The organism is Bradyrhizobium sp. BLXBL-01 (genome assembly GCF_051853025.1).
Classification (GTDB): Bacteria; Pseudomonadota; Alphaproteobacteria; order Rhizobiales; family Xanthobacteraceae; genus Bradyrhizobium.
In genome coordinates this window covers 1235322-1257435 of record NZ_CP182471.1, presented here as the reverse complement: position 1 = coordinate 1257435, position 22114 = coordinate 1235322, and the positions used below count along the sequence as shown (strand labels likewise).

Sequence of the window (22114 nt, the reverse complement as noted above, 5' to 3'; positions counted from 1 at the left end):
AAGGCCGAGCATGAGCAAGATGAAGATCGCATTTCAGGGCGAACCCGGAGCCAATTCCCACATCGCCATCGTCGAGGCCTATCCCGACGCCGAGCCGATGCCCTGCGCCACGTTTGAAGACGCGCTGTCGGCGATCTCGTCGGGCGAGGCCGATCTCGGCATGATCCCGATCGAGAATTCGGTCGCCGGCCGCGTCGCCGACATCCATCATTTGCTGCCGGCGTCCGGCCTCTTCATCGTCGGCGAATGGTTTCTGCCGGTGCGGCATCAGCTGATGGCGGTGAAGGGGACCAAGCTCGAGGACATCAAGAGCGTCGAGAGCCACGTGCACGCGCTCGGCCAGTGCCGGCGCATCATCCGCAAGCTCGGCATCAAGCCGATCGTGCACGCCGACACCGCCGGCAGCGCCCGCGACATCTCGGAGCGCAAGGACAAGACGGTGGCCGCGATCGCCTCGCGCCTGGCGGCAAAGATCTACGGCCTAGACATCCTCGCCGAGGACATCGAGGACGAGGCCCACAACACCACGCGCTTCGTGGTGCTGGCGCGCGAACCGAAATGGGCGCCCCAAGGCACCGCGCCGCTCGTCACGACTTTTGTTTTCCGCGTGCGCAATTTGCCGGCGGCGCTCTACAAGGCGCTCGGCGGCTTCGCCACCAACGGCGTCAACATGACCAAGCTCGAGAGCTACATGGTGGACGGCAATTTCTTCGCCACGCAGTTTTATGCCGATGTCGACGGCCACCCCGATGATAAGGGCCTCGCCTTCGCCATCGAGGAGCTGAAATTCTTCTCGCGCGAGTTCCGCATCGTCGGGGTGTATCCGGGCCATCCGTTCCGCGCGACATTCAGCGAAGCGCAGGATTGATGGCGTGTCCCGGACGCGCGAAGCGCGAGCCGGGATCCAGGGACAGGATACCCAGTCGCGAGATGGGCCCCGGCTCTGCAGCGCACCGCTGCACCGGACGATGCTTCGCATCGCCGGGGAAGCGCTGCGCTGCGTCCGGGGCACGAGAGCGGGTTTACGCGCTTTCTCTTTTCGCCAGCCCGAACGCCTCCGCCAGCAACGAATACGACTTCTTTCGGGCCTCGTGGTCATACACCGCCGTGATCACCATCAGCTCGTCCGGTTTGCTCGCGTAGATCAAGGGCTGCAGCTTCTTCTGCACCGTCGCGGGGCTGCCGACGAACAGGCGCGACCGGTTGCGCAGAATCGAGGTGCGCTCGGCATCCGTATACGGATAGGCCATGGCCTCCTCGACGCTCGGCAGCGGCAGATATTGACCACGGTCGCGGCGAAGGCGGTTGAGGTCGAAGGACGAGGCGAGCCTTTCGGCCTCCTCGTCGGTATCGGCCGCAATGACGGCAACCGCGAGAATGGCGTGCGGGCTCGCGCGCCACGCCGAGGGCTGAAATCGATTGCGGTAATGCACCATCGCATCGATCGCGTCGTGGGATGCGAAATGATGGGCGAAGGCGAAGCCCATGCCGACCTGGGCGGCCAATTCCGAGGAATAATCGCTGGAGCCAAGCAGCCAGATCGGCGGTAGCCTGGTGTCGTCGGGCATGGCGACGACGTTGTTGTATGGGTGCCCTGCGGGGAATTCGCGCGTCTCCCACAGGATCAATTCGTGCAGGCGCTCCAGGAAATCGTCGCCCTCGCGACGGTCGAGCCGGCTTCTGAGCGCGTAGGCCGTGGCGCCGTCGGTGCCCGGCGCGCGGCCGAGACCGAGATCGATCCGGCCGGGAAACAGCGCCTCCAGCATCTTGAAGCGCTCGGCGACGACGAGCGGCGCGTGGTTGGGCAGCATCACGCCGCCGGAGCCGACGCGGAGATGCTTCGTCACCGCCGCGATCTGCCCGATCATGACATCGGGCGCCGGGCTCGCGACAGAGGCGAGGTTGTGATGCTCGGCGAGCCAGTAGCGGACATAGCCGAGGCCATCCACGTGACGCGCCAGATCGATGCTGTTGCGTAGCGCCGCGGCGGGCTTGGTGCCTGTTGTGACGACGGAGAGGTCGAGGACGGAGAGCGGGATCATGGCGGCTTAACCTAATGGAGGCCGTCGCGGCGGCAATGGGCAGGCTGCGCAGGCCTGACGTGTACGGACGGGCGGGCCCGTCAGCGGCTCAGGTTGGGCCAATTGCTGCTCGTTTGTAGACGGTTTTATCCTGCCCACCACGAAATCAGGCCCGCGAAACGAAGCCAAAGAACAATAATTCTTTTAAAATCAGTATATTATGCCGGCCGCCCTCTTTCCCACCAGACGCGCGATTCAAACGAAGAAACTGCACATTGGCGCCTAAATGGGCAACTTCCCATCAATGATGGGCTGTCGACCCGGGGGCCTTTGCCGTATTTTAGGTCTCCGAAGCTAGATCCGATCGCCGGCCTACATTGGAGTGAGTGGCGCCATGACTGACCTGACGACGCCTGCGACAGCCGACCGGCAAGATGGGCACCTGAAACGGCCTGCGATCTCCTTCGAGTTCTTTCCGCCCAAGACGGAAGAGATGGAGCGCAATCTCTGGGAGACGATCAACCGGCTCGCCCCACTCGAGCCGAAATTCGTCTCGGTGACCTATGGCGCCGGCGGCTCGACCCGCGAGCGCACGCATTCGACCATCGCGCGCATCCTGCAAGAGACCGCACTGCTGCCGGCGGCGCATCTGACCTGCGTCGGCGCTTCGCGCAGCGAGATCGACGAGATCGTCGACCGCTATCACGAGGTCGGCGTCCGCCACATCGTGGCCTTGCGCGGCGATCCCGTCGGCGGCATCGGCACGCCCTATTCGAGCCATCCCGAGGGTTATCAGAGCTCGGCCGGGCTCGTCGCCGGGATCAAGAAGCGGCACGGCGATATCGAGGTCTCGGTCTCGGCCTATCCCGAGAAGCACCCTGAATCGCGCGACTTCGATGCCGATATCGACACGCTCAAGGCCAAGGTCGATGCGGGTGCGACGCGCGCGATCACCCAGGTGTTCTTCGACAACGACCTCTACTTCCGCTATCTCGACCGCGTGCGTGCGCGCGGCATCGATATCCCGATCGTGCCCGGCATCATGCCCATGCACAATTTCAAGCAGGCGCGCAATTTCGTCACCCGGAACGGCACCTCCGTGCCCGACTGGCTCGCCGCGAAATTCGAGGGCCTCGATGACGATGCCGAAACGCGCAAGCTGGTGGCGGCGACCGTCGCCGCCGGCCAGGTGCAGAAGCTCGCCAAGCACGGCGTCGACACCTTCCATTTCTACACCATGAACCGCGCCGATCTCGTGTTCGCGATCAGCCATTTGCTCGGCATTCGCGCCAAGAGCGCGCAGAAGGCGGCATAAGAGAAAATGACCGTGACCGTCTCTCCGAAGCGAACTGCTCTCCTTGCCGCCGCGCGCGAGCGCATCCTCGTGCTCGACGGCGCCATGGGCACGATGATCCAGAACCTGCAGCTCGACGAGAAAGCCTTCCGCGGCGAACGCTTCAAGAACTTCCATCGCGACCTGCGCGGCAACAACGACCTGTTGATCCTGACGCAGCCGCAGGCGATCGAGGACATCCACGCGGCCTACTTGCGCGCCGGCGCCGACATCGTCGCGACCAACACCTTCTCGACGACCTCGATCGCGCAGGCCGATTACGACCTCACCGACATCGTCTACGAGATGGCGCGCGAGGGCGCCCGCCTAGCCGGCAATGCCGCCCGCCGCGTCGCGGCCGAGGACGGCAAGCCGCGCTTCGTCGCCGGTGCCATCGGACCGACCAACCGCACGGCCTCGATCTCGCCCGATGTTTCCAATCCCGGCTATCGCGCCGTCACCTTCGACGATCTGCGCAAGTCCTATGGCGAGCAGATCCGCGGCCTGATCGACGGCGGCGTCGATCTCTTGCTGGTCGAGACCATCTTCGACACGCTCAACGCCAAGGCGGCGCTCTATGCGATCGCGGAGATCACCGAAGAGCGCGGCATCGACATGCCCGTGATGGTGTCAGGCACCATTACCGACAAGTCCGGCCGCCTGCTGTCGGGGCAGATGCCGGAAGCGTTCTGGAATTCGGTGCGGCATGCAAAGCCTGTGACCATCGGCTTCAACTGTGCGCTCGGCGCCGAAGATCTGCGCGCGCATATCGCCGACATCGGCCGCGTCGCCGACACGCTCGTGTGCGCCTATCCCAATGCAGGCCTGCCGAACGAGTTCGGCCAGTATGACGAAACGCCCGACTACATGGCGCGCCTCGTCGGCGAGTTCGCACGCGACGGCCTCGTCAACATCGTCGGTGGCTGCTGCGGCACGACGCCGGACCATATCGCCGCGATCGCGGCCGCCGTCGCCCCGCACAAGCCGCGCATCGTGCCCGAGATCGCACCGCGCCTGCGGCTCTCCGGCCTCGAGCCTTTCGTGCTGACGGACGCGATCCCCTTCGTCAATGTCGGCGAGCGCACCAACGTCACCGGCTCGGCCCGCTTCCGCAAGCTGATCACCGCCGGCGATTACACCGCCGCGCTCCAGGTCGCGCGCGACCAGGTCGAAAACGGCGCGCAAATTATCGACGTCAACATGGACGAGGGCCTGCTCGATTCAGAAGCGGCGATGGTGACGTTCCTCAACCTCGTCGCCGCCGAGCCCGACATCGCCCGCGTGCCCGTGATGGTGGACTCCTCGAAATTCTCGGTGATCGAGGCCGGCCTGAAATGCGTGCAGGGCAAGCCGGTCGTGAACTCGATCTCGATGAAGGAAGGCGAGGAGAAGTTCATTCACGAGGCGAAGATCGCCCGCCGTCATGGCGCGGCCGTCGTCGTCATGGCGTTCGACGAGGTCGGCCAGGCCGATACGTTCGCGCGCAAGACCGAGATCTGCAAGCGCGCCTACGACATCCTGGTGAACAAGGTCGGCTTCCCGCCCGAGGACATCATCTTCGATCCGAACATCTTCGCGATCGCGACCGGCATCGAGGAGCACAACAATTACGGCGTCGACTTCATTGAGGCGACGCGCTGGATCCGCCAGAACCTGCCGGGCGCGCATGTCTCGGGCGGCGTCTCCAATCTGTCGTTCTCGTTCCGCGGCAACGAGCCGGTGCGCGAAGCCATGCACTCGGTGTTCCTGTATCACGCCATCAAGGCCGGCATGGACATGGGCATCGTCAATGCCGGTCAGATGATCGTCTATGACGACATCGATCCGGAGCTGCGCCAGACCTGCGAGGACGTCGTCCTCAATCGCGACCCCGGCGCGAGCGAACGCCTGCTGGCGCTCGCCGATAAATTCCGCGGCAAGAAGACGGAAAGCAAGGAAGCCGATCTCGCCTGGCGCGAATGGCCGGTGGAGAAGCGGCTGTCGCATTCGCTGGTGCATGGCAACACCGAGTTCATCGAGCAGGACACCGAGGAAGCCCGCAAGAAGTCCTCGCGGCCACTCGATGTCATCGAAGGCCCGCTGATGGCCGGCATGAACGTGGTCGGCGACCTCTTCGGCGACGGCAAGATGTTCCTGCCGCAGGTGGTGAAGTCCGCGCGTGTCATGAAGCAGGCCGTTGCCTACCTCATGCCGTTCATGGAGGAGGAGAAGGCGCGCAACCTTGCGAGCGGCATCGGCACCGAGGGCTCCTCGTCCGCCGGCAAGATCGTGCTCGCGACGGTGAAGGGCGACGTCCACGACATCGGCAAGAACATCGTCGGCATCGTGCTCCAGTGCAACAATTTCGAGGTCATCGACCTCGGCGTGATGGTGCCGGCGGCGAAGATCGTCGAGACCGTGAAGGCGGAGAAGGCCGATATCGTCGGGCTCTCCGGCCTGATCACGCCCTCGCTCGACGAGATGGCGTTCTTCGCCGGCGAATTGCAGCGTGAAGGCTTGAGGCTGCCGCTCTTGATCGGCGGCGCCACCACCAGCCGCGTGCATACCGCCGTGAAAATCGACCCGAGCTATCGCGCCGGCCCCGTCGTTCACGTCAACGACGCCAGCCGCGCCGTCGGCGTCGCTTCCGCGCTGCTCTCGCCGGAGAAGCGCGAGGCCTATGCCGCCGAGGTGCGCGCCGAATACGCAAAGATCTCGGAGGCGCATCTGCGCGCGCAGGCCGACAAGAAGCGGCTGAAGCTCGCTGATGCCCGCGCCAACCGCGTGCCGGTCGACTTTGCCGCGAACAAGCCGGTGAAGCCGACCTTCTTGGGCACCAAAAGCTTCGACGCATACGACCTCGCCGAGCTCGTGCCCTATATCGACTGGACGCCGTTCTTCCAGACCTGGGAGCTCGCGGGACGTTTCCCCGCCATCCTCGACGACGCCAAGGTCGGCGAGGTCGCGCGCTCGCTCTATGACGATGCGCGCAAGATGCTCGACACCATCGTCAAGGAAAAGTGGTTCCGGGCGCGCGCGACGATCGGCTTCTGGCCGGCGAATGCGCAAGGCGATGACATCGTGCTCTATGCCGACGAAAGCCGGACCAAGAGCATCGCGACGCTGCACACGCTGCGCCAGCAGTTGGAGAAGCGCGAGGGCCGCTTCAACGCGGCGCTGTCCGACTTCATCGCCCCGGCCGGCGTGCCCGATTACATCGGCGGCTTCGTCGTCACCGCTGGGATCGGCGAGGACGCCGTTGCCGACCGCTTCAAGATGGCCAACGACGACTACTCCTCGATCCTGTGCAAGGCGCTGGCCGACCGCCTCGCCGAGGCCTTTGCCGAACGCATGCATGCCCGCGTGCGCCGCGAGTTCTGGGCCTATGCACCTGACGAGGCGCTCTCCAACGATGAGCTGATCCTGGAGAAATACCAGGGCATCCGCCCCGCGCCCGGCTATCCCGCGCAGCCCGATCACACCGAGAAGGCGATACTGTTCGAGCTGCTCGATGCGGAGGCGACCGCCGGCGTGAAGCTGACCGAGAGCTTTGCGATGTGGCCGGGCAGTAGCGTGTCGGGGCTCTATTTTGCGAGCCCCGAGAGCTACTATTTCGGCGTCGGCAAGATCGAGCGCGACCAGGTCGAGGACTACGCGGCGCGCAAGGGCATGACGGTAGCGGAAGCCGAGCGCTGGCTCGCGCCGGTGCTGAACTACATCCCGTCGCAGGACAAGGCCTTCGCCGCCACGCCGGCGAACGACGAGATGCCGAAAGATCTCGCCTCGCATCCGCCGGGCTGCACCTGCGCGGTGCACCTCGTCTGGCAGAAAAAGCGCGCCGGCGCGGGGTAAGCGGGGCGTCCAAAACAAAGTAGAGAAAACAACCCCATGCACAGTAGCGATGGGGTTGAAAAGGCTTGAGGATTTTCGGCCTTGCCGAAATCCCGTTGCGGCGTCGGGCAAAACAGGGGTATTATGGCATCATCGGGCTGCTGTAGCGGTCCGACACTCTCGCCAGCGCCAGCGCCGTCATTCCGGGGCGCGCCTCTTGGCGCGAGCCCGGAATCCATTGCTCCACATCATCCGCTGCACGATGGATTCCGGGTTCGCGCTTCGCGCGCCCCGGAATGACAGAGCGCACCTCATCCCTTCGGCGGGGACAGCGGCTGCACGATCTCCTGGAACGGGGCCAGTGCCTCGCAACGCGCGCTATGCGCCGCGAGCGCCGGATAGCGCGACGCATCGAACAGCTGTGGATGCGCTTCGCGGGTAAAGCGGACGACGCAGGCCACCGCGATGTCGGCGTGGCCGATGCGCGTCCCCAGCCAGTACGGCGTCGTCACCCTGGCGCGCTCGGCCTCGAGCACCTCCAGCACGTCCGCGATCTGCGCCTGGCAGCGCTCGACCCACAGCGCGAGCTGCTCCTTCCGCAGCACGCGCTCGTAGAGCAGGCTGACCGCCTTGTCGCCGAGGCCGGAGGCGAGCGCGCAGATGCGCAAATGCTTGCGCCGCTCGGTGCCGCCGCGCGGCAGCATGGCCTTCTCGGGCCCGACGAGGTCGTCGAGATAATCCAGGATGATCATGCTCTCGATCAGCGCCTCGCCGCCGTCGAGCACCAGGGTCGGCACGCGGCGGAGCGGATTGTAGGGCGCGATCTTGTCGGCATCGCCGAAGGTCGACCATGGCTTGTGCTCGAAGGCGAGCCCGTAGAGCCGGAGCGCAATCGCGACGCGGCGGACGAAGGGGGAATCATATTGGCCGATCAGGAACATGGTTCTCGCTCTTCTCAATCATTGAACAACGGCCGATCAGTCTCCACGACGGGCTCGGCGCGACGCAACAAAAATCTCGGAAAGGGAGCATTGCGCCGGCTGCAACGAGGTCCGCGGGCGGCCTTGCGCTCAAAGGCCGTCCTGGATCGAGCGCTTGATCGCGGCGATGGCCGTCTCGTTGCGCTTGTACATCGTCCATTGCTTGATGCGCTTGGCGCGCACCAGCTTGGCTGCCGTCAGCACCCGCATGTGCTCGCTCAATGTCGGCGCGCTGACCCCGAGCTTTTCGGCGATCAGCAATCCGCAGACGCCGTCCTCGACCAGGTCGCCATCTTCCTGCTCGCGAAAATGCCGCCGCGGATCCCGCAGCCATTCCAGGATCTGCAGGCGGCGTTCGTTGGCGAGCGCGCGCAAGGTGACGGCAAATTTCATTTAGCCATTTTGCTAATTACCTAATTGATGTCAACGCTCCCTTGGGCTATCCTGGACGGTATCATGACAGCGACAATGGACATCAATCGGGAGCGGATTGCGGCGACCGAGCCGGTCATCCGTCCGCATATCAGGCGCACGCCGCTTGTTCAGGCCGATCTCGCCGATTTCGGCCTGCCGGCAGCGCCCGTCACCTTCAAGCTCGAGATGCTGCAGCATTCCGGATCGTTCAAGGCGCGCGGCGCCTTCGCCAATCTGTTGCTGCGGCAGGTGCCGCAGGCCGGTGTCGTCGCCGCATCCGGCGGCAATCACGGCGCGGCCGTCGCCTATGCGGCGCAGCGGCTCGGCATTCCCGCCACGATCTTCGTGCCCGACATCACCTCGCCGGCCAAGGCCGAGCGGATCAGGGCTTATGGCGCAAAGCTCGTGATCGCGGGCAGCCGCTACGCCGATGCGCTCGCCGCGAGCGAGGCGCATGTCGCGCAGACCGGCGCGCTGGCCGTCCATGCCTACGATCAGGCCGAAACCCTGCTCGGCCAGGGCAGCGTCGGACTGGAATTGGAGCAGGATGCGCCCGGCATCGACACGCTGCTGGTGGCGGTCGGCGGCGGCGGACTGATCGGCGGCATTGCGGCGTGGTACGCCGGCAGGACACGCATCGTCGCGGTCGAGCCGGAGCAATCGCCAACCCTGCACGCCGCGTTCGAGGCGGGCGCACCGGTCGATGCGCCGGCCGGCGGCATCGCCGCCGACAGCCTTGCGCCGCGGCGCGTCGGCGAGCTGATGTTTCCAATCGCGCGCGCCCATGTCGAGCGTGTCGTCCTGGTCAGCGACGATGCAATCCGGCAGGCCCAGGCCGCGCTGTGGTCGCACTTGCGCCTCGTAGCCGAGCCTGGCGGCGCCGCCGCCTTTGCCGCGGTGCTCTCCGGCCGCTATCGTCCCTCACCCGCCGAGCGCGTCGCGATTCTGGTCTGCGGTGCCAACACCAATGCGGTGAATTTCGATAGCTGAGCGGGAATGACATGACGGCACCGCGCGGACTGATCCTGATAGCGATCCTGCTGCCGATGATCGGCGCCGCCCACGCCCAGGACCGCCCGATCGACGACCGCCCGATCGGTTTCTTGACGCCGTCGAAGAACATCGCCTGCCAGTTCTTCACCGACAACGGTCAAGGCGTGCTCCGCTGCGACATCATGAACATGGACGCGCGCCCGCGCCGGCCCGCCGATTGCGAGCTCGACTGGGGCCACGCCTTCGAGATGAGCGCGAAGGGCGCCGCAAGCCGCATCTGCGCCGGCGACACCGTGATGGATCCCTCGCTGCCGGTGCTGGCTTATGGCGAGATCTGGCAGCGCGGCGGATTTACGTGCCGGTCGGAGCAGACGGGGCCGACATGCTTCAATGCGATGCAGCGGGGGTTTTCGCTGGCTCGGGGGAAGCAGGAGGTGTTTTGAGATCGTAGGCCCATTGCATGCGGAAAAGCAGGTCCCGGACTTTGCTGTGCGCCATCCAGTACGGCGCCGCCGCCCTTTGATGTGCTAATCAGAACATTGACGTCAGCGCAGCACTTCGTCATTGCGAGGCAGCGAAGCAATCCAGAAACTCTTCGTGCAGACATTCTGGATTGCTTCGTCGCAAGGGCTCCTCGCAATGACGGTGAGGAGGCAGCCGCACACTACTCGATGATCGGCACATGCGGCGCCGCATCGCGCGGCGACCTGCCGTCGAGGCGCGGGTCGTCGTCGATTTCGATCTGGCGGCGAAAGGGGCGGAAGCCGAAGCGCTGATAGTAGGCCACCGCCCCGGGATGATCGAAAGTGCAGGTGTGCAGCCAGAGGCGGCGGAGGTCGCGTGACCATGCGATCTCCAGCGCGCGGTTCATCAGGAAGCGGGAGGCACCCGTTCCGATCAGGCCGGCGGTGACGCCGAAATAGACCACCTCGCACTGCCCGGGTTCGCGGAAATCCAGCTCCAGAAAGCCTTCCTCGCGCCCGTCCTCGACGAGGGCATAGACCTCGACGCCAGGCGCGTGGATGATTGCGGCGAGCTCGGTGTCGGTCAGATGCGACCGCGCCAGCCACAGCCAGTTCTCGCCGACGCGACGGAAGATGTCGCGATACCAGGCAAGCGCGGGCGCATCGACCTTGCGCAGGGACCAGTTTCCCGGGGGATCGTCGCGGCGCGCGGGAGGCGCGGTCATCTCCAGATGGGTGACGACGGCGGCGATCTTGCCGTTCGGGACGTCGGAATAGCCGTCGGGGACGATCATGCTTCGTTGCTTCTTTCGTTATGGGCGAGCGGGCGGCGCCGTTTGAGCCACCACAGCAGCGCCACACTCCGTCATTGCGAGCGCAGCGAAGCAATCCAGGATCTTTCCGCAGAGGCAGTCTGGATTGCTTCGTCGCAAGAGCTCCTCGCAATGACGACGTGGAGGCAGTTGAGCGCGCCTCGCGGCATCGAGCTGCGACGCTGTGCCTACCTACGCCTACGCCTACCCCTCCCCCTCGTCGCTCGCCAGCACGCCCTTCACGGCCCTTGCCCAGCCGGCGAGCTTCCGCTCGCGCGTGGCCTGGCTCATGTTCGGCTTGAAGCGGTGCTCGAGGCGCCAATTGTCGGCGAACTTGGTCGGCTCGGGATAGACGCCCGCATTGAGGCCGGCGAGATAGGCGGCCCCTAACGCCGTGGTCTCCTGGATCACGGGGCGATCGACCGGTGCATCCAGGAGATCGGCGAGGCGCTGCATGGTCCAGTCGGAGGCGGTCATGCCGCCGTCGACGCGGAGCACGACGCTGGCGGTTTCCGAGCTCGGCCAGTCCGCGCGCATCGCGGCCCAGAGGTCGAAGGTCTGGTAGCAGACGCTTTCCAGCGCGGCATGGGCGAGCTCGGCGGGGCCGGTGTTGCGGGTGAGGCCGAACAGCGCGCCGCGGACGCGCGGATTCCAGTAGGGCGCGCCCATGCCGACGAAGGCGGGGACGAGATAGACGCTCTGCATCGAATCCGACTGATCGGCAAGAGGACCGGTCTCGGCGGCGTGCTTGATGATGCCGAGGCCGTCGCGCAGCCATTGCACCGCGGAGCCTGCGACGAAGATCGAGCCTTCGAGCGCGTAGGTGCGCTTGCCATCGAGCTGATAGGCAACGGTGGTGAGCAGCTTGTTCTTCGACACGACAGGAGTCGTGCCGGTGTTGAGCAAGGCAAAACAGCCGGTGCCGTAGGTGGACTTCATCATGCCCGGGCGGAAGCAAGCCTGGCCGATGGTGGCGGCCTGCTGGTCGCCGGCGATGCCGGAGATCGCGATGGCGCCGCCGAACAGGTCCGGCGTGCTCTCGCCGAAGCGGGCGGAGGAGTCCTTCACCTCGGGCAGCATCGATCGCGGCACGCCGATGATTTCCAGCAGCTCGTCGTCCCACTGGCCGGTGTGGATGTTGAACAGCAGCGTGCGCGAGGCGTTGGTGGCGTCGGTGGCGTGCACCTTGCCGCCGGTGAGGCGCCAGAGCAGATAGCAATCGATGGTGCCGAACATCAATTCGCCGCGCGCGGCGCGCGCCCGGGCGCCGGGGACGTGATCGAGGATCCAGGCGACTTTCGTTCCGGAGAAATAGGGGTCGATGATCAGGCCGGTCTTCTGCGAGATCACGCCCTCGCGGCCGTCGGCTTTCAGTTTCGCGCAGATGTCGGCGGTGCGCCGGTCCTGCCAGACGATGGCGCGGTGCACGGCCTGGCCGGTGGCGCGGTCCCACACCACGGTGGTCTCGCGCTGGTTGGTGATGCCGATCGCGGCGATGTCCTTTGCGGTGATGCCGGCGTGCTCGATCGCCTCGCGGCAGACCATCACGGTCGAGGTCCAGATGTCCTCCGGCTCGTGCTCGACCCAGCCGGAGGCCGGAAAATGCTGCGGGAATTCGGCTTGCGCCTTCGCGGCGATGGAAATATCGCCGCGAAACACGATCGCGCGCGAAGAGGTGGTGCCCTGGTCGATGGCGAGGACGAAAGACATGGCGGCTTACCTTGATGTGTTCTTGGCGTTTCCCGGAGGGTCGTTGTGTTGGGCCAAAGGGAGCGGATTGGAGGCAGAAGGTCAAGATTGGACGCGTCGGGTGCCACGCTTACTTACCCTCCCCTGGAGGGGGAGGGTCGCTCGCGCGCAGCGCGAGCGGGGTGGGGTGAAGCCACAAAGGCGGTCTCACATTTGTTCCGCCGAAGGCTTTTCCGTTCATTCAGGAGCACTGCGCTCGCGGATGGTCTGTCACCCACCCCGGTTCGCATTCCGCTTCGCTGCATGCGAACCGACCCTCCCCCTCCAGGGGAGGGTAACAGAAGGGTCGCGCGAGCCGCTAGGTTCGGCGGTGCTTTAAGAGTGTCGTCTCTGCGTCGCTCGATCCGTACAGCTCGACATAGATGCGCTCCATCACCGCGGTCAGATCGGTCGTGATCTCCAAATTCCAGAACCGGATGATGCGGTAGCCTTCGTGTTCGAGCCAGCGTTGGCGGTCGAGATCGCGGGCGGCCACACCGTCTTCATTGTGGTGGCCGCCGTCGAGCTCGATGATCAGGCACCTGGCAGGGCAGAAGAAGTCCACGATGTATGGACCGATCGGCGCTTGCCGGCGGAAGTGTGAGCCATCCATCGGTAATTCTTTGAGGGCACGCCACAAGATGCGCTCATGTGGGGTTGTATTCGCCCTCAGCTTTTTCGCGGCGTTACGTCGGATTGATGTTGAGACCATTGCCTTGGCTTCACCCCACCCCGTCCCAAGTTGCGCTCTGCGCAACTTGGGACGACCCTCCCCCTCCAGGGGAGGGTAAGCGACGCCCGTCACGCCGGCAACCAGAAGTCGCGTCCCGGCAGAGCCGACAAGGCTATGACCATCTCGACCAAAATGCTAAATGCCGTGTCGGGCCAATGGGGCGGCATGACTTTCACCTCCTTTCAGTTCGGCGTCTTCGTGGCGGCCGTGTTCGGCGCTTATTACCTGCCGCCGCTGCGCGGCTTCCAGGTGCAGCTGCTGGTGGCCGCGAGCGTGTTCTTCTACGGGTTCGGCCAGCCCGAGTTGCTGCCGCTGCTGCTGGTCGCGGTGCTCGGTACCCATGTCTGCCTGGTGCTGGCGTTCGAGAACCGGGCCGTGTGGATGCCGGCCGGCATCGTCTTCAACCTCGGCCTGCTGGCGTTCTTCAAATACAAGTTCCTGTTCGTCGATGGCGCCGCAAGCCACCTGACCGGCGTCGCGCCGCTCGACTTCCTGCTGCGGCTGCCGCTGCCGATCGGCATCTCGTTCTTCGTGTTTCACAACATCAGCCTGCTGGTCGACCTGACGCGCGAGAAACGCACCGCAAGCCTGCGCGAGGTCTTCCTCTACATCATCTTCTTCCCGCAGCTGGTGTCCGGCCCGATCACGCGCGCGGCCCAGTTCATGCCGCAGATCGTGCCCAAGCGGATCAGTGACGTCGCCTTCGTCGAGGCCGCAAAATGGATTCTCGTCGGCTATTTCTTCAAGCTGTATGTGGCGAACAATCTCAACGAGATGACGTCCTACATGGACTTCCCGCTCCACGAGACGCTGCGCACGCAGGACCGCTGGCTGCTCGTGTTCCTCTATAGCTACCAGATCTACGCCGACTTCTTCGGCTATTCCGCGATCGCGCTCGGCCTCGGCCTCTTGTTCGGCTATCGGCTGCCGGTGAACTTCAACCTGCCCTACATCTCGAGATCGTTCTCGGAGTTCTGGACGCGCTGGCACATCTCGCTGTCGAGCTGGCTCAGGACCTATCTCTACATTCCCCTTGGCGGCAACCGGCACGGGGGCTTGCGCACCTATCTCAACCTGATGATCGTGATGACGCTAGGCGGGCTCTGGCATGGCGCGAGCCTGAGCTACGCGCTGTGGGGCATGGCGCACGGGCTGCTGCTCGCCATCGAGCGCCCGTTCCTGAAGCTTCTCGGCGACCGCCCTGCGTTGCGCGTCGTCCGGATGGGCGTCGTGTTCTTCTGCGTCACGATGCTCTGGATCTTCTTCAAGCTGCCGAATTTCGACCACGCGATCAGCTACCTCAAGGGCATGTTCATCGCGACGGACGCGCCCAATCCACCGAAGCTGTTCTATAACCTCGCCCTGCTCTACGCGCTGCCGGTGATCATCCAGCATGCCGGCATCGGCGCGCTGGTCGACGGCCGGTTGCGGCGATGGGAGCCGTATCTCTATGGTGCGCTGGCGGCGCTGGCCTATCTCGAAGCCGGGCCCGACAGCGCCTTCATCTACTTCCAGTTCTGACCATGCGGCAGGATACGACACTTTCGTGGATGATCAGGTGCGCCGGCGGCGCCGCGATGCTGCTGCTCGCCTGCGGCCTCGCCACCGCGCGCTTCGGCTCGGCCCTGCAGCAGCCGGCCGTCACCACGCGCGACGGCAGCCTCGTCACCCTCAACCGCTATGTCCGGGAGCCCACGCCTGACATCGTGCTGGTCGGCAGCTCGGTCGCGTGGCGCCTGAAGGAGGAATATTTCTCGTTGCCCCGCATCCGCAACCTGGCGCTGGCCGGCGGCTCGCCGGTGACGAGCCTGGAGATCATCGCAAGGCAGAAAAGCCTGCCGAAGATCGTCCTGATCGAGGCCAATGTGCTCACGCGCCTGCCGGACGACGCGCTGATCGAGAAATTCTCCGGCGGCGCGGACAACGATGCGCGGTTCCTGCGCCCGGTGCGAACGGCGGTGGCCGCCTACGAGACCTGGAATCACACCCCGCCAAGCCCCGCGGAGGCGCGCGCGGCGCGGGATCGCCTGCTCGGCGAGCCACCGAGCACTTTCGACAACAAGATCCATCTCGACCGCGCCGTGCAACAGATGAACGACGAGGACCCAACGGTTGCGGCGCGGGTGAATGTGGCGCGCATCAAGGCGCTCATCGACGAGATCGAGCGGCGGGGATCGCGCGCCTTGCTGCTCGAGATTCCCTTCGCGGCGGAGATCGAGGAGTCCCGCATGGTCAGGATGAGCAAGGCGATCGTCCACACGGCCTTCCCGGATGGCGGGCGCTGGCTGCCGATCCATCCGCCGATCGGCGAGCTGCGCTGGGCCGACGGCGTGCATCTCGACGAGCGGTCCGCCCTGATCGTGGTGCGCGCCATCGAGGGCGCGCTGGCGGCGCGCGGGGCTACACCGCCGCGGTCGTGACGCCGCCATCGATGACGATGGTCTGGCCGGTCATGAAGCTCGAGGCGTCGGAGGCGAGGTAGGCGACGGCGCCGGCGATCTCGTCGGGCTCGCCGATGCGGCGCAGCGGCGTGGTGGCGGTGCGGCGCTTCAAATTGGCTTCGTCTTCCCAGAGCGCGCGGGCGAAGTCGGTCTTGACGAGGCCGGGCGCGATGCAGTTGACGCGGACGCCTTTCGGGCCCCATTCGCCGGCGAGCGAACGGCACAGCGCGAAGTCGGCGGCCTTGGAGATGCCGTAGGCGCCGATCACGGTGGAGCCGCGCAGGCCGCCGATCGAGGAGATGATGATCACCGAGCCCTTGCCGCGCTCGGCCATCTCAGGGATCGCGAGCGCGGCGAGCCAGATGTTGCTCTTGACGTTGCTTCCCATGATCTTGTCGAAGGCTTCGTCGGTGATGTCGAGCAGCGGGCCGTAATACGGGTTGACCGCGGCGTTGCAGACCAGGATGTCGATCTTGCCGTAATGCTTCGTGGCGCCTGCGATCAGCGCCTCGACCTCGGCCTTGCGCGCGATGTTGCAGGGGATGACGATGGCGTCACCGCCGGCCGCATTGATGCCGTCGGCGACCTCCTTGCAGGCCTCCGCCTTGCGCGAGGAGACCACGACCTTGGCCCCGAGCCTGGCGAGCAGCTCGGCGGAGGAGCGGCCGATGCCGCGGCTGGAGCCGGTGACCACGGCGACCTTGCCGGTGAGATCGAACGGGGTGTTTTGCATTTGGTGTTCTCGATGCTTCAACGGCTTCCGTCATTGCGAGGAGCGAAGCGACGAAGCAATCCAGACTGCCTCAACGGAAGGATCCTGGATTGCTTTGCTTCGCTCGCAATGACGATGTGGAGAGATCCCGGGACGATCGCCTCTTGATGCCCCGGGATGACGCCAAGGCGTCAGATCAACCCGCCCGCATCGGCGACGCGGCGCTGGTGGTAGTCGGTGTCGCCAAAGGTGTTTTCGATCATGGTGAGGCGCTTGAAGTAGTGGCCGATCTTCGCCTCCATGGTCATGCCGATGCCGCCGTGGAGCTGGATCGATTGCTGGCCGACGAACTTCAGCGACTTGCCGATCTGCACCTTGGCCGCGGCGATCGCGTTGCTGCGCTCCTTGGCGTCCTCGAAATCACCAGCCATGGTCGCGAACATCGACATCGAGCGCGCCTGCTCGGTGGCGACGAACATGTCGGAGGCGCGGTGCTGCAGCGACTGGAACGAGCCGATCGCGACGCCGAACTGCTTGCGCGTCTTGATGTACTCGACCGTGGTCTTGAGCGATTCGTCCATCAGGCCGACCGCTTCGGCGCAGAGCGCGACGCGGGCCTCGTCCACGACACGCTCGATCAGCGCGAGCGAATCCTCGGGGTTGCCGAGCACGGCATCAAGGCCGACCTCGACACCGGTGAAGGTGATGTCGGCGGCGTGCAGGCCGTCTTGCGTGGGATAGGACTTCCTGGCGACGCCCTTGGCATTGGCCGGGACCAGGAACACGCCGATGCCTGATTTGTCGCGGCGGTCGCCCTTGGTGCGTGCGGTGACGATCAGGGTGTCGGCGTTCTCGCCGTTGAGCACGACGAACTTTTCGCCGTCGATCACGTAGCCGTCGCCCTTCTTCTTCGCGGTCGTGGTGACGTCGAACAGATCATAGCGCGAGTTCTTCTCGAGCTGGGCGAAGGCGAGCGTCTTGCTGCCGTCGATGATCCCCGGCACGTGCGCGGCCTTCTGCGCATCGGTGCCGGCATGACGCAGGAAGCCGCCGCCGATCACGACCGTGGCCAGATACGGCTCCAGCACCAGCGCCTTGCCGAGCGCCTCCATCACGATCATGGTCTCGACGCCGCCGCCGCCGAAGCCGCCGTCGGCCTCGCTGAAGGGCAGGCCCAAAAGACCCTGCTCGGCGAGCTTGAGCCAGACCGTTTTGCTCCAGCCGCCCTTCTCCGCCATGTACTTCTTGCGCTGCTCGAAATCGTAGGAATCGGTCAGCAGGCCGTCGATGCTTTCCTTGAGAAGCCGCTGCTCCTCGGACAGATCAAAATCCATGTTTTTCTCCAAATCGGCGGGAATTGTCCTGCCGTCGTCCTCACCCTCAGACGTCATCCCCGCGAAGGCGGGGATCCAGTAAACGCAGCCGCCGGCTGTACTCACGACCGCCGCGGCGTACTGGGTCCCCCGCCTTCGCGGGGGACGACAGCGTCATTGTTGATTCACAGCCCCAGCACCGCCTTGGCGATGATGTTGCGCTGGATCTCGTTGGAGCCGCCGTAGATCGAGACCTTGCGGTTGTTGAAGTAGCTCGGCGCGATCTGGGCGGTCCAGTCCATGGCTTCGTTCGAGCCGTCGTCGCCGTGCACGTCGTAGGGCGCGGCGAACGGGCCGATCACTTCCATCAAGAGCTCGGTGGTGGTCTGCTGGATCTCGGAGCCCTTGATCTTCAGCACCGACGAGGCCGGATTGGGCTTGCCCTTGCCGTGCTTGCCTTCATCGGCGACGACGCGCAGCTGGGTCAGCTCGAGCGCCTTCAGCTCGATCTCGCAGGCCGCCAGCTTCTCGCGGAAGGCGGGATCCTGGATGATCGGCTTGCCGGCGGATTCGACCTTCGACGCCAGATCCTTGATGCGGCGGATGCGCTCCTTGGAGACGCCGACGCGGGCGATGCCGGTGCGCTCATTGCCGAGCAGGAATTTTGCGTAGTCCCAGCCCTTGTTCTCCTCGCCGATCAGGTTCTCGTAGGGAACCTCGACGTCGTCGAAGAAGACCTCGTTGACCTCACGGCCGCCGTCGATGGTCTGGATCGGGCGCACGGTGACGCCCTTCGACTTCATCGAGAACACGATGAAGGAGATGCCCATCTGCTTCTTGGCGTTGTTGTCGGTGCGGCAGAGGCAGAAGATCATGTCGGCGTGCTGGGCGAGCGTGGTCCAGGTCTTCTGGCCGTTGATGATCCACTTGTCGCCACGGCGCTCGGCCTTCGTCTTCAGCGAGGCGAGGTCGGAGCCGGAGCCGGGCTCCGAAAAACCCTGGCACCACCAATCGTCGACATTGGCGATGCGCGGCAGGTACTTCTTCTTCTGCTCCTCGTTGCCGAAGGTGTAGATGACCGGGCCGACCATGCTGACGCCGAAGGCAAGCGGCTGCGGCGCCGGATAGGACTGCAGCTCCTCGTTGAAGATGTAGTGCTGCACGGAGCTCCAGCCGGTGCCGCCATATTCCTTCGGCCAATGGCTGACGCCCCAGCCCTTCTTGTTGAGGATGCGCCACCACGTCACCATCTCGTCCTTGGAGAGGTGACGGCCCTCGACCAGCTTGCGCCGCGTATCCGGCGGCACGTTGTCGCGGAAGAACTGCCGCACTTCGTCGCGAAACGCCTGCTCTTCTTTCGTGAATGCGAGATCCATCGGATCCTCCTGTGAATTACTGCAAAACTTCGAACAGCCCGGCCGCGCCCATGCCGCCGCCGACGCACATGGTGACGACCGCGTACCTGGCCTTGCGACGGCGGCCTTCGATCAGAGCGTGGCCGGTGAGGCGCGCGCCGGACATGCCGTAGGGATGGCCGACCGAGATCGCGCCGCCGTTGACGTTGATCTTCTCGGGGTCGATGCCGAGCTTGTCGCGGCAATACAGCACCTGCACCGCGAAGGCTTCGTTCAGCTCCCAGAGGCCGATGTCGTCGACGGTGAGGCCGTGGCGCTTCAAGAGGCGCGGCACGGCGAAGACCGGACCGATGCCCATCTCGTCCGGCTCGCAGCCGGCCGAGACGAAGCCGCGGAAAATGCCGAGCGGCGCAAGGCCGCGCTTGGCGGCTTCCTTGTCGCTCATGATCACGGAGGCGCTGGCGCCGTCGGAAAGCTGGCTGGCATTGCCGGCGGTGATGGTGAAACCTTCGCCGCGCACGGCCTTCAGGCCGGCGAGACCTTCGATCGTGGTCTCGGGGCGCGGGCCCTCGTCCTGCGACAGCGTGACTTCCTTCATCGAGACGGCGCCGGTCGCCTTGTCGGTGACCGCCATCTGCGTCGTGATCGGGGCGAGCTCGTCCTTGAACTTGCCGCCCTGCTGCGCGGCCGCGGTGCGGCGCTGGCTCTCCAGCGAATATTCGTCCTGGCGTTCGCGCGAGATGCCGTAGCGCTTGGCGACGACTTCCGCCGTGTCGATCATGGGCATGTAGACCTCGCCCTTGATCTTGAGCAGCGCCGGATCCTGGGCGTGGAAGCCATTCATCTTGTCGTTCTGCACGAGGCTGATCGACTCGCCGCCGCCACCGACCGCGATCTCGACGCCGTCGAAGATCACCGAGCGCGCCGCGAGCGCGATCGCCTGCAGGCCCGAGGCGCATTGCCGGTCGATGGTGGTGCCGGCGACGGTGACGGGAAGGCCGGCGCGTAGCAGCGCCTTGCGCGCGATGTTGCCGCCGGTCGCGCCCTGCTGCAGCGCTGCGCCCATCACGACGTCCTCGACCTCCTTCGGATCGATCTTGGCGCGGGCGACCGCTTCGCCGATGGCGTGGCCGAGCAGCGTTGCGCCCTCGGTGGCGTTGAGCGCGCCGCGATAGGCCTTGCCGATCGGGGTGCGGGCGGTGGAAACGATGACGGCGTCGGTCAAGAGCGACCTCCTGATGCTTGTGAAGTGGATTGTGACGGTTTCTGCTGCTGGCGCAATTCGTGGCGGGACAATTTTCCGACCGGCGTGCGCGGCAGATCGGCGACGAACTCGACCGCGGCCGGCAGCTCGTGCTTGCCGAGCTTGCCGGCGAGCTGGGTGCGCAGCTCGTCGAGCGAGAACGGCTTTGCGTCCGGCCTCAGCTTGATGAAGGCCTTTGCGGCCTCGCCCCGATAGGGATCAGGAATGCCGAGCACGATCACCTCGTGCACGCCCGGAATGGTGTAGATCGCCTGCTCGATCATCTGCGGATAGACGTTGAAGCCGCCGGAGATGATCATGTCCTTCTTGCGGTCGACCAGGAAGAAATAGCCGTCGGTGTCGACATAGCCGATGTCGCCGGTGAGGAAGCGGCCGTCGACGAAGGCCTCGGTCGATCCCGCCGGCTTGTTCCAGTAGCCTTTGGTGACGTTCGGGCCCTTGATGCGGATTTCCCCGATCTCGCCCGGCGGCAGCACGCGTCTGGGATCGTCGAGCGCGACGACGTCGAGCTCGATGCCGGGCAGCATCAGGCCGATCGAGCCGGGCTTCTCGGGACCCGTGGGCGGATGGCCGGTGCCGGGCGAGCAGGTCTCGGTCATGCCCCAGCCGCTGCGCAGCTTCTTGCCGACCTTGCGCTCGAAGAAGCTCGCGATCTCCACCGGCAGCGGCGCGCCGCCGGAGCCAATGGTAACGAGCGAGGAGAAGTCGCGCTTGTCGAGATCGGGCAGCGCGGCGATCGCGATCCACATCGTCGGAACGCCCGGGAAATAGGTCGCACGCTTGACCTCGATGTCGCGCATCACGGCTTCGACGTCGAAGCGCTGATGCAGCGAGATCAGATTGCCGCGCCGAAGCGAGGACAACAGCACCACGGTGAGCGCGTAGATGTGGAACAGCGGCAGCACGCAGATCACGCGCTCGATCACGTCGCCGCGGGCGGCGCGCGCCGGCTTGCCCCAGACGTCGTAGATCGACACCGCCGAGGTGAGATTGCCGTGGGTGAGCATCGCGCCCTTGGGCAGGCCGGTGGTGCCGCCGGTATATTGCAGCAGCGCGACGTCATCGGCCGCGACGACAGGCCATTGCGCAGGCGCGGCGGCGCCCTCGACGAAGGTCTTGAAGGTGACGATGCGGGGATCGTCGGGGATCGCCGCCTGCGGCGTGCCGACCTTGCCCCAATGATCGTCCTCGCAGACGACGAGCTTGTCGATCAGGCCCTTCTCCAGGAATTTCAGCGCGGTCGGCAGCAGGGCCTGGAGGTTGGAGGTGACCAGCACACGCGAGCCGGAATCGGTGATCTTGTGCGTCAGCGCGATCTCGCCGTCGAGCGGCGACAGATGCGCGACGCGGCCGCCGGCCTTCAGCGCGCCGAAGAAGTTGACGGGGTGATCGGGCGTGTTGCCGAGGAACAGCGCGACCGAGCTGTTCTTGCCGCATCCGGCGCGCAGGAACGCCGCGGCGGCGCGATCGGCCTGAGCTGTGAGCTCGGTGTAGCTGATCGGTCGGTCGCGGAACTCCAGCGCGGTGCGCGTGCCATAATCGGCGGCGGCCTTCGCGAGGAGATCCGGCAGCGTGCCCTGGACGATGGTGTCGTCCCACCGCACGCCCTCGGGATAAAACTGTTCGCCGGGATGGGTCATTTTCTTGATTGCTTGAGCGAGCACTCGCGAAATCCATAGCCACCAGCTGGGGTTATGGATTCCGGGCCTGCGCCTTGCGGCGCATCCCGGAATGACAAAGG

General features: G+C 65.3%; 18 protein-coding genes. 7 read left to right on the top strand and 11 right to left on the bottom strand.

Features of this window, described 5'->3' with window-relative positions; translation table 11 throughout:
• Positions 1-10 precede the first annotated feature (10 nt).
• The gene (locus ACNJYA_RS05895; protein ID WP_212254156.1) at positions 11-868 is read left to right on the top strand and encodes a prephenate dehydratase; all 858 of its coding nucleotides are present in this window, start codon (positions 11-13) and stop codon (positions 866-868) included.
• Positions 869-1022: 154 nt separating this feature from the next.
• On the opposite strand, the gene ACNJYA_RS05890 is transcribed toward ACNJYA_RS05895, so the two are convergent.
• A complete protein-coding gene (locus tag ACNJYA_RS05890) occupies positions 1023-2042 on the bottom strand; it encodes an LLM class flavin-dependent oxidoreductase (protein ID WP_260382030.1) in 1020 nt (339 codons plus the stop codon).
• 373 nt (positions 2043-2415) lie between these two features.
• Between ACNJYA_RS05890 and metF the strand changes: the two genes are divergently transcribed.
• Positions 2416-3336, top strand: coding sequence for a methylenetetrahydrofolate reductase [NAD(P)H] (gene metF, locus ACNJYA_RS05885; RefSeq protein WP_439365667.1), 921 nt, complete (start codon positions 2416-2418; stop codon positions 3334-3336).
• Positions 3337-3342: 6 nt separating this feature from the next.
• Positions 3343-7185, top strand: a complete 3843-nt coding sequence (metH, locus tag ACNJYA_RS05880) for a methionine synthase (RefSeq protein WP_439365666.1) — start codon at positions 3343-3345, stop codon at positions 7183-7185.
• Positions 7186-7475: 290 nt separating this feature from the next.
• Here metH and ACNJYA_RS05875 read toward each other — a convergent pair whose 3' ends face one another.
• Positions 7476-8105: a glutathione S-transferase family protein gene (locus tag ACNJYA_RS05875; RefSeq protein WP_439402220.1), complete on the bottom strand. Its 630-nt coding sequence runs from the start codon at positions 8103-8105 to the stop codon at positions 7476-7478.
• A 129-nt stretch (positions 8106-8234) separates the two neighbouring features.
• On the bottom strand, positions 8235-8537 hold the full coding sequence (locus tag ACNJYA_RS05870) for an ArsR/SmtB family transcription factor (protein WP_439402219.1): 303 nt from the start codon (positions 8535-8537) through the stop codon (positions 8235-8237).
• 27 nt (positions 8538-8564) lie between these two features.
• On the opposite strand from ACNJYA_RS05870, the gene ACNJYA_RS05865 reads away from it, so the two are divergent.
• Entirely contained in the window at positions 8565-9548 is a 984-nt protein-coding gene (locus tag ACNJYA_RS05865; RefSeq protein WP_439402218.1) for a threonine/serine dehydratase, read from the top strand.
• Positions 9549-9559: 11 nt separating this feature from the next.
• A complete protein-coding gene (locus ACNJYA_RS05860) occupies positions 9560-9994 on the top strand; it encodes a DUF6636 domain-containing protein (RefSeq protein WP_439365664.1) in 435 nt (144 codons plus the stop codon).
• Positions 9995-10215: 221 nt separating this feature from the next.
• On the opposite strand, the gene ACNJYA_RS05855 is transcribed toward ACNJYA_RS05860, so the two are convergent.
• From ACNJYA_RS05855 to ACNJYA_RS05845, 3 genes are all read right to left on the bottom strand, one after another.
• Complete coding sequence (locus ACNJYA_RS05855; protein WP_439402217.1) at positions 10216-10809, bottom strand: GNAT family N-acetyltransferase; 594 nt, start codon at positions 10807-10809, stop codon at positions 10216-10218.
• 222 nt (positions 10810-11031) lie between these two features.
• Positions 11032-12537: a glycerol kinase GlpK gene (glpK, locus tag ACNJYA_RS05850; RefSeq protein WP_439402216.1), complete on the bottom strand. Its 1506-nt coding sequence runs from the start codon at positions 12535-12537 to the stop codon at positions 11032-11034.
• 337 nt (positions 12538-12874) lie between these two features.
• Complete coding sequence (locus ACNJYA_RS05845; RefSeq protein WP_439402215.1) at positions 12875-13195, bottom strand: endonuclease domain-containing protein; 321 nt, start codon at positions 13193-13195, stop codon at positions 12875-12877.
• Between the two features lie 207 nt (positions 13196-13402).
• On the opposite strand from ACNJYA_RS05845, the gene ACNJYA_RS05840 reads away from it, so the two are divergent.
• Together ACNJYA_RS05840 and ACNJYA_RS05835 are read left to right on the top strand one after the other, a co-directional pair.
• Positions 13403-14809, top strand: a complete 1407-nt coding sequence (locus ACNJYA_RS05840; RefSeq protein ID WP_439402214.1) for an MBOAT family O-acyltransferase — start codon at positions 13403-13405, stop codon at positions 14807-14809.
• A gap of 29 nt (positions 14810-14838) precedes the next feature.
• A complete protein-coding gene (locus ACNJYA_RS05835; protein WP_172784941.1) occupies positions 14839-15708 on the top strand; it encodes a hypothetical protein in 870 nt (289 codons plus the stop codon).
• On the opposite strand, the gene ACNJYA_RS05830 is transcribed toward ACNJYA_RS05835, so the two are convergent.
• The 5 genes from ACNJYA_RS05830 to pimA form a co-directional block, all read right to left on the bottom strand.
• Entirely contained in the window at positions 15689-16462 is a 774-nt protein-coding gene (locus ACNJYA_RS05830; RefSeq protein WP_172784942.1) for an SDR family NAD(P)-dependent oxidoreductase, read from the bottom strand. The genes ACNJYA_RS05835 and ACNJYA_RS05830 overlap by 20 nt on opposite strands.
• A 170-nt stretch (positions 16463-16632) precedes the next feature.
• Positions 16633-17775, bottom strand: coding sequence for a pimeloyl-CoA dehydrogenase small subunit (gene pimD / locus ACNJYA_RS05825; protein WP_439402213.1), 1143 nt, complete (start codon positions 17773-17775; stop codon positions 16633-16635).
• A 164-nt stretch (positions 17776-17939) separates the two neighbouring features.
• A complete protein-coding gene (pimC, locus tag ACNJYA_RS05820; protein WP_439365657.1) occupies positions 17940-19130 on the bottom strand; it encodes a pimeloyl-CoA dehydrogenase large subunit in 1191 nt (396 codons plus the stop codon).
• 16 nt (positions 19131-19146) lie between these two features.
• Entirely contained in the window at positions 19147-20334 is a 1188-nt protein-coding gene (locus ACNJYA_RS05815; protein WP_439402212.1) for an acetyl-CoA C-acyltransferase, read from the bottom strand.
• Entirely contained in the window at positions 20331-22013 is a 1683-nt protein-coding gene (gene pimA, locus ACNJYA_RS05810; RefSeq protein WP_439403383.1) for a dicarboxylate--CoA ligase PimA, read from the bottom strand. Before pimA ends, ACNJYA_RS05815 begins: the two co-directional genes overlap by 4 nt.
• Positions 22014-22114: the final 101 nt, after the last annotated feature.

Excerpts from the sequence above, each read along its gene's own strand:
- ACNJYA_RS05830 (WP_172784942.1), bottom strand. The coding sequence starts at position 16,462 with ATGCAAAACACCCCGTTCGATCTCACCGGCAAGGTCGCCGTGGTCACC.
- ACNJYA_RS05875 (WP_439402220.1), bottom strand. The coding sequence starts at position 8,105 with ATGTTCCTGATCGGCCAATATGATTCCCCCTTCGTCCGCCGCGTCGCG.
- ACNJYA_RS05855 (WP_439402217.1), bottom strand. The coding sequence starts at position 10,809 with ATGATCGTCCCCGACGGCTATTCCGACGTCCCGAACGGCAAGATCGCC.
- pimC (WP_439365657.1), bottom strand. The coding sequence starts at position 19,130 with ATGGATCTCGCATTCACGAAAGAAGAGCAGGCGTTTCGCGACGAAGTG.
- ACNJYA_RS05860 (WP_439365664.1), top strand. The coding sequence starts at position 9,560 with ATGACGGCACCGCGCGGACTGATCCTGATAGCGATCCTGCTGCCGATG.
- glpK (WP_439402216.1), bottom strand. The coding sequence starts at position 12,537 with ATGTCTTTCGTCCTCGCCATCGACCAGGGCACCACCTCTTCGCGCGCG.
- ACNJYA_RS05895 (WP_212254156.1), top strand. The coding sequence starts at position 11 with ATGAGCAAGATGAAGATCGCATTTCAGGGCGAACCCGGAGCCAATTCC.
- ACNJYA_RS05835 (WP_172784941.1), top strand. The coding sequence starts at position 14,839 with ATGATCAGGTGCGCCGGCGGCGCCGCGATGCTGCTGCTCGCCTGCGGC.
- pimD (WP_439402213.1), bottom strand. The coding sequence starts at position 17,775 with ATGGATTTTGATCTGTCCGAGGAGCAGCGGCTTCTCAAGGAAAGCATC.
- ACNJYA_RS05890 (WP_260382030.1), bottom strand. The coding sequence starts at position 2,042 with ATGATCCCGCTCTCCGTCCTCGACCTCTCCGTCGTCACAACAGGCACC.
- ACNJYA_RS05865 (WP_439402218.1), top strand. The coding sequence starts at position 8,565 with ATGTCAACGCTCCCTTGGGCTATCCTGGACGGTATCATGACAGCGACA.
- ACNJYA_RS05840 (WP_439402214.1), top strand. The coding sequence starts at position 13,403 with ATGACCATCTCGACCAAAATGCTAAATGCCGTGTCGGGCCAATGGGGC.
- pimA (WP_439403383.1), bottom strand. The coding sequence starts at position 22,013 with ATGACCCATCCCGGCGAACAGTTTTATCCCGAGGGCGTGCGGTGGGAC.
- metH (WP_439365666.1), top strand. The coding sequence starts at position 3,343 with ATGACCGTGACCGTCTCTCCGAAGCGAACTGCTCTCCTTGCCGCCGCG.
- metF (WP_439365667.1), top strand. The coding sequence starts at position 2,416 with ATGACTGACCTGACGACGCCTGCGACAGCCGACCGGCAAGATGGGCAC.
- ACNJYA_RS05870 (WP_439402219.1), bottom strand. The coding sequence starts at position 8,537 with ATGAAATTTGCCGTCACCTTGCGCGCGCTCGCCAACGAACGCCGCCTG.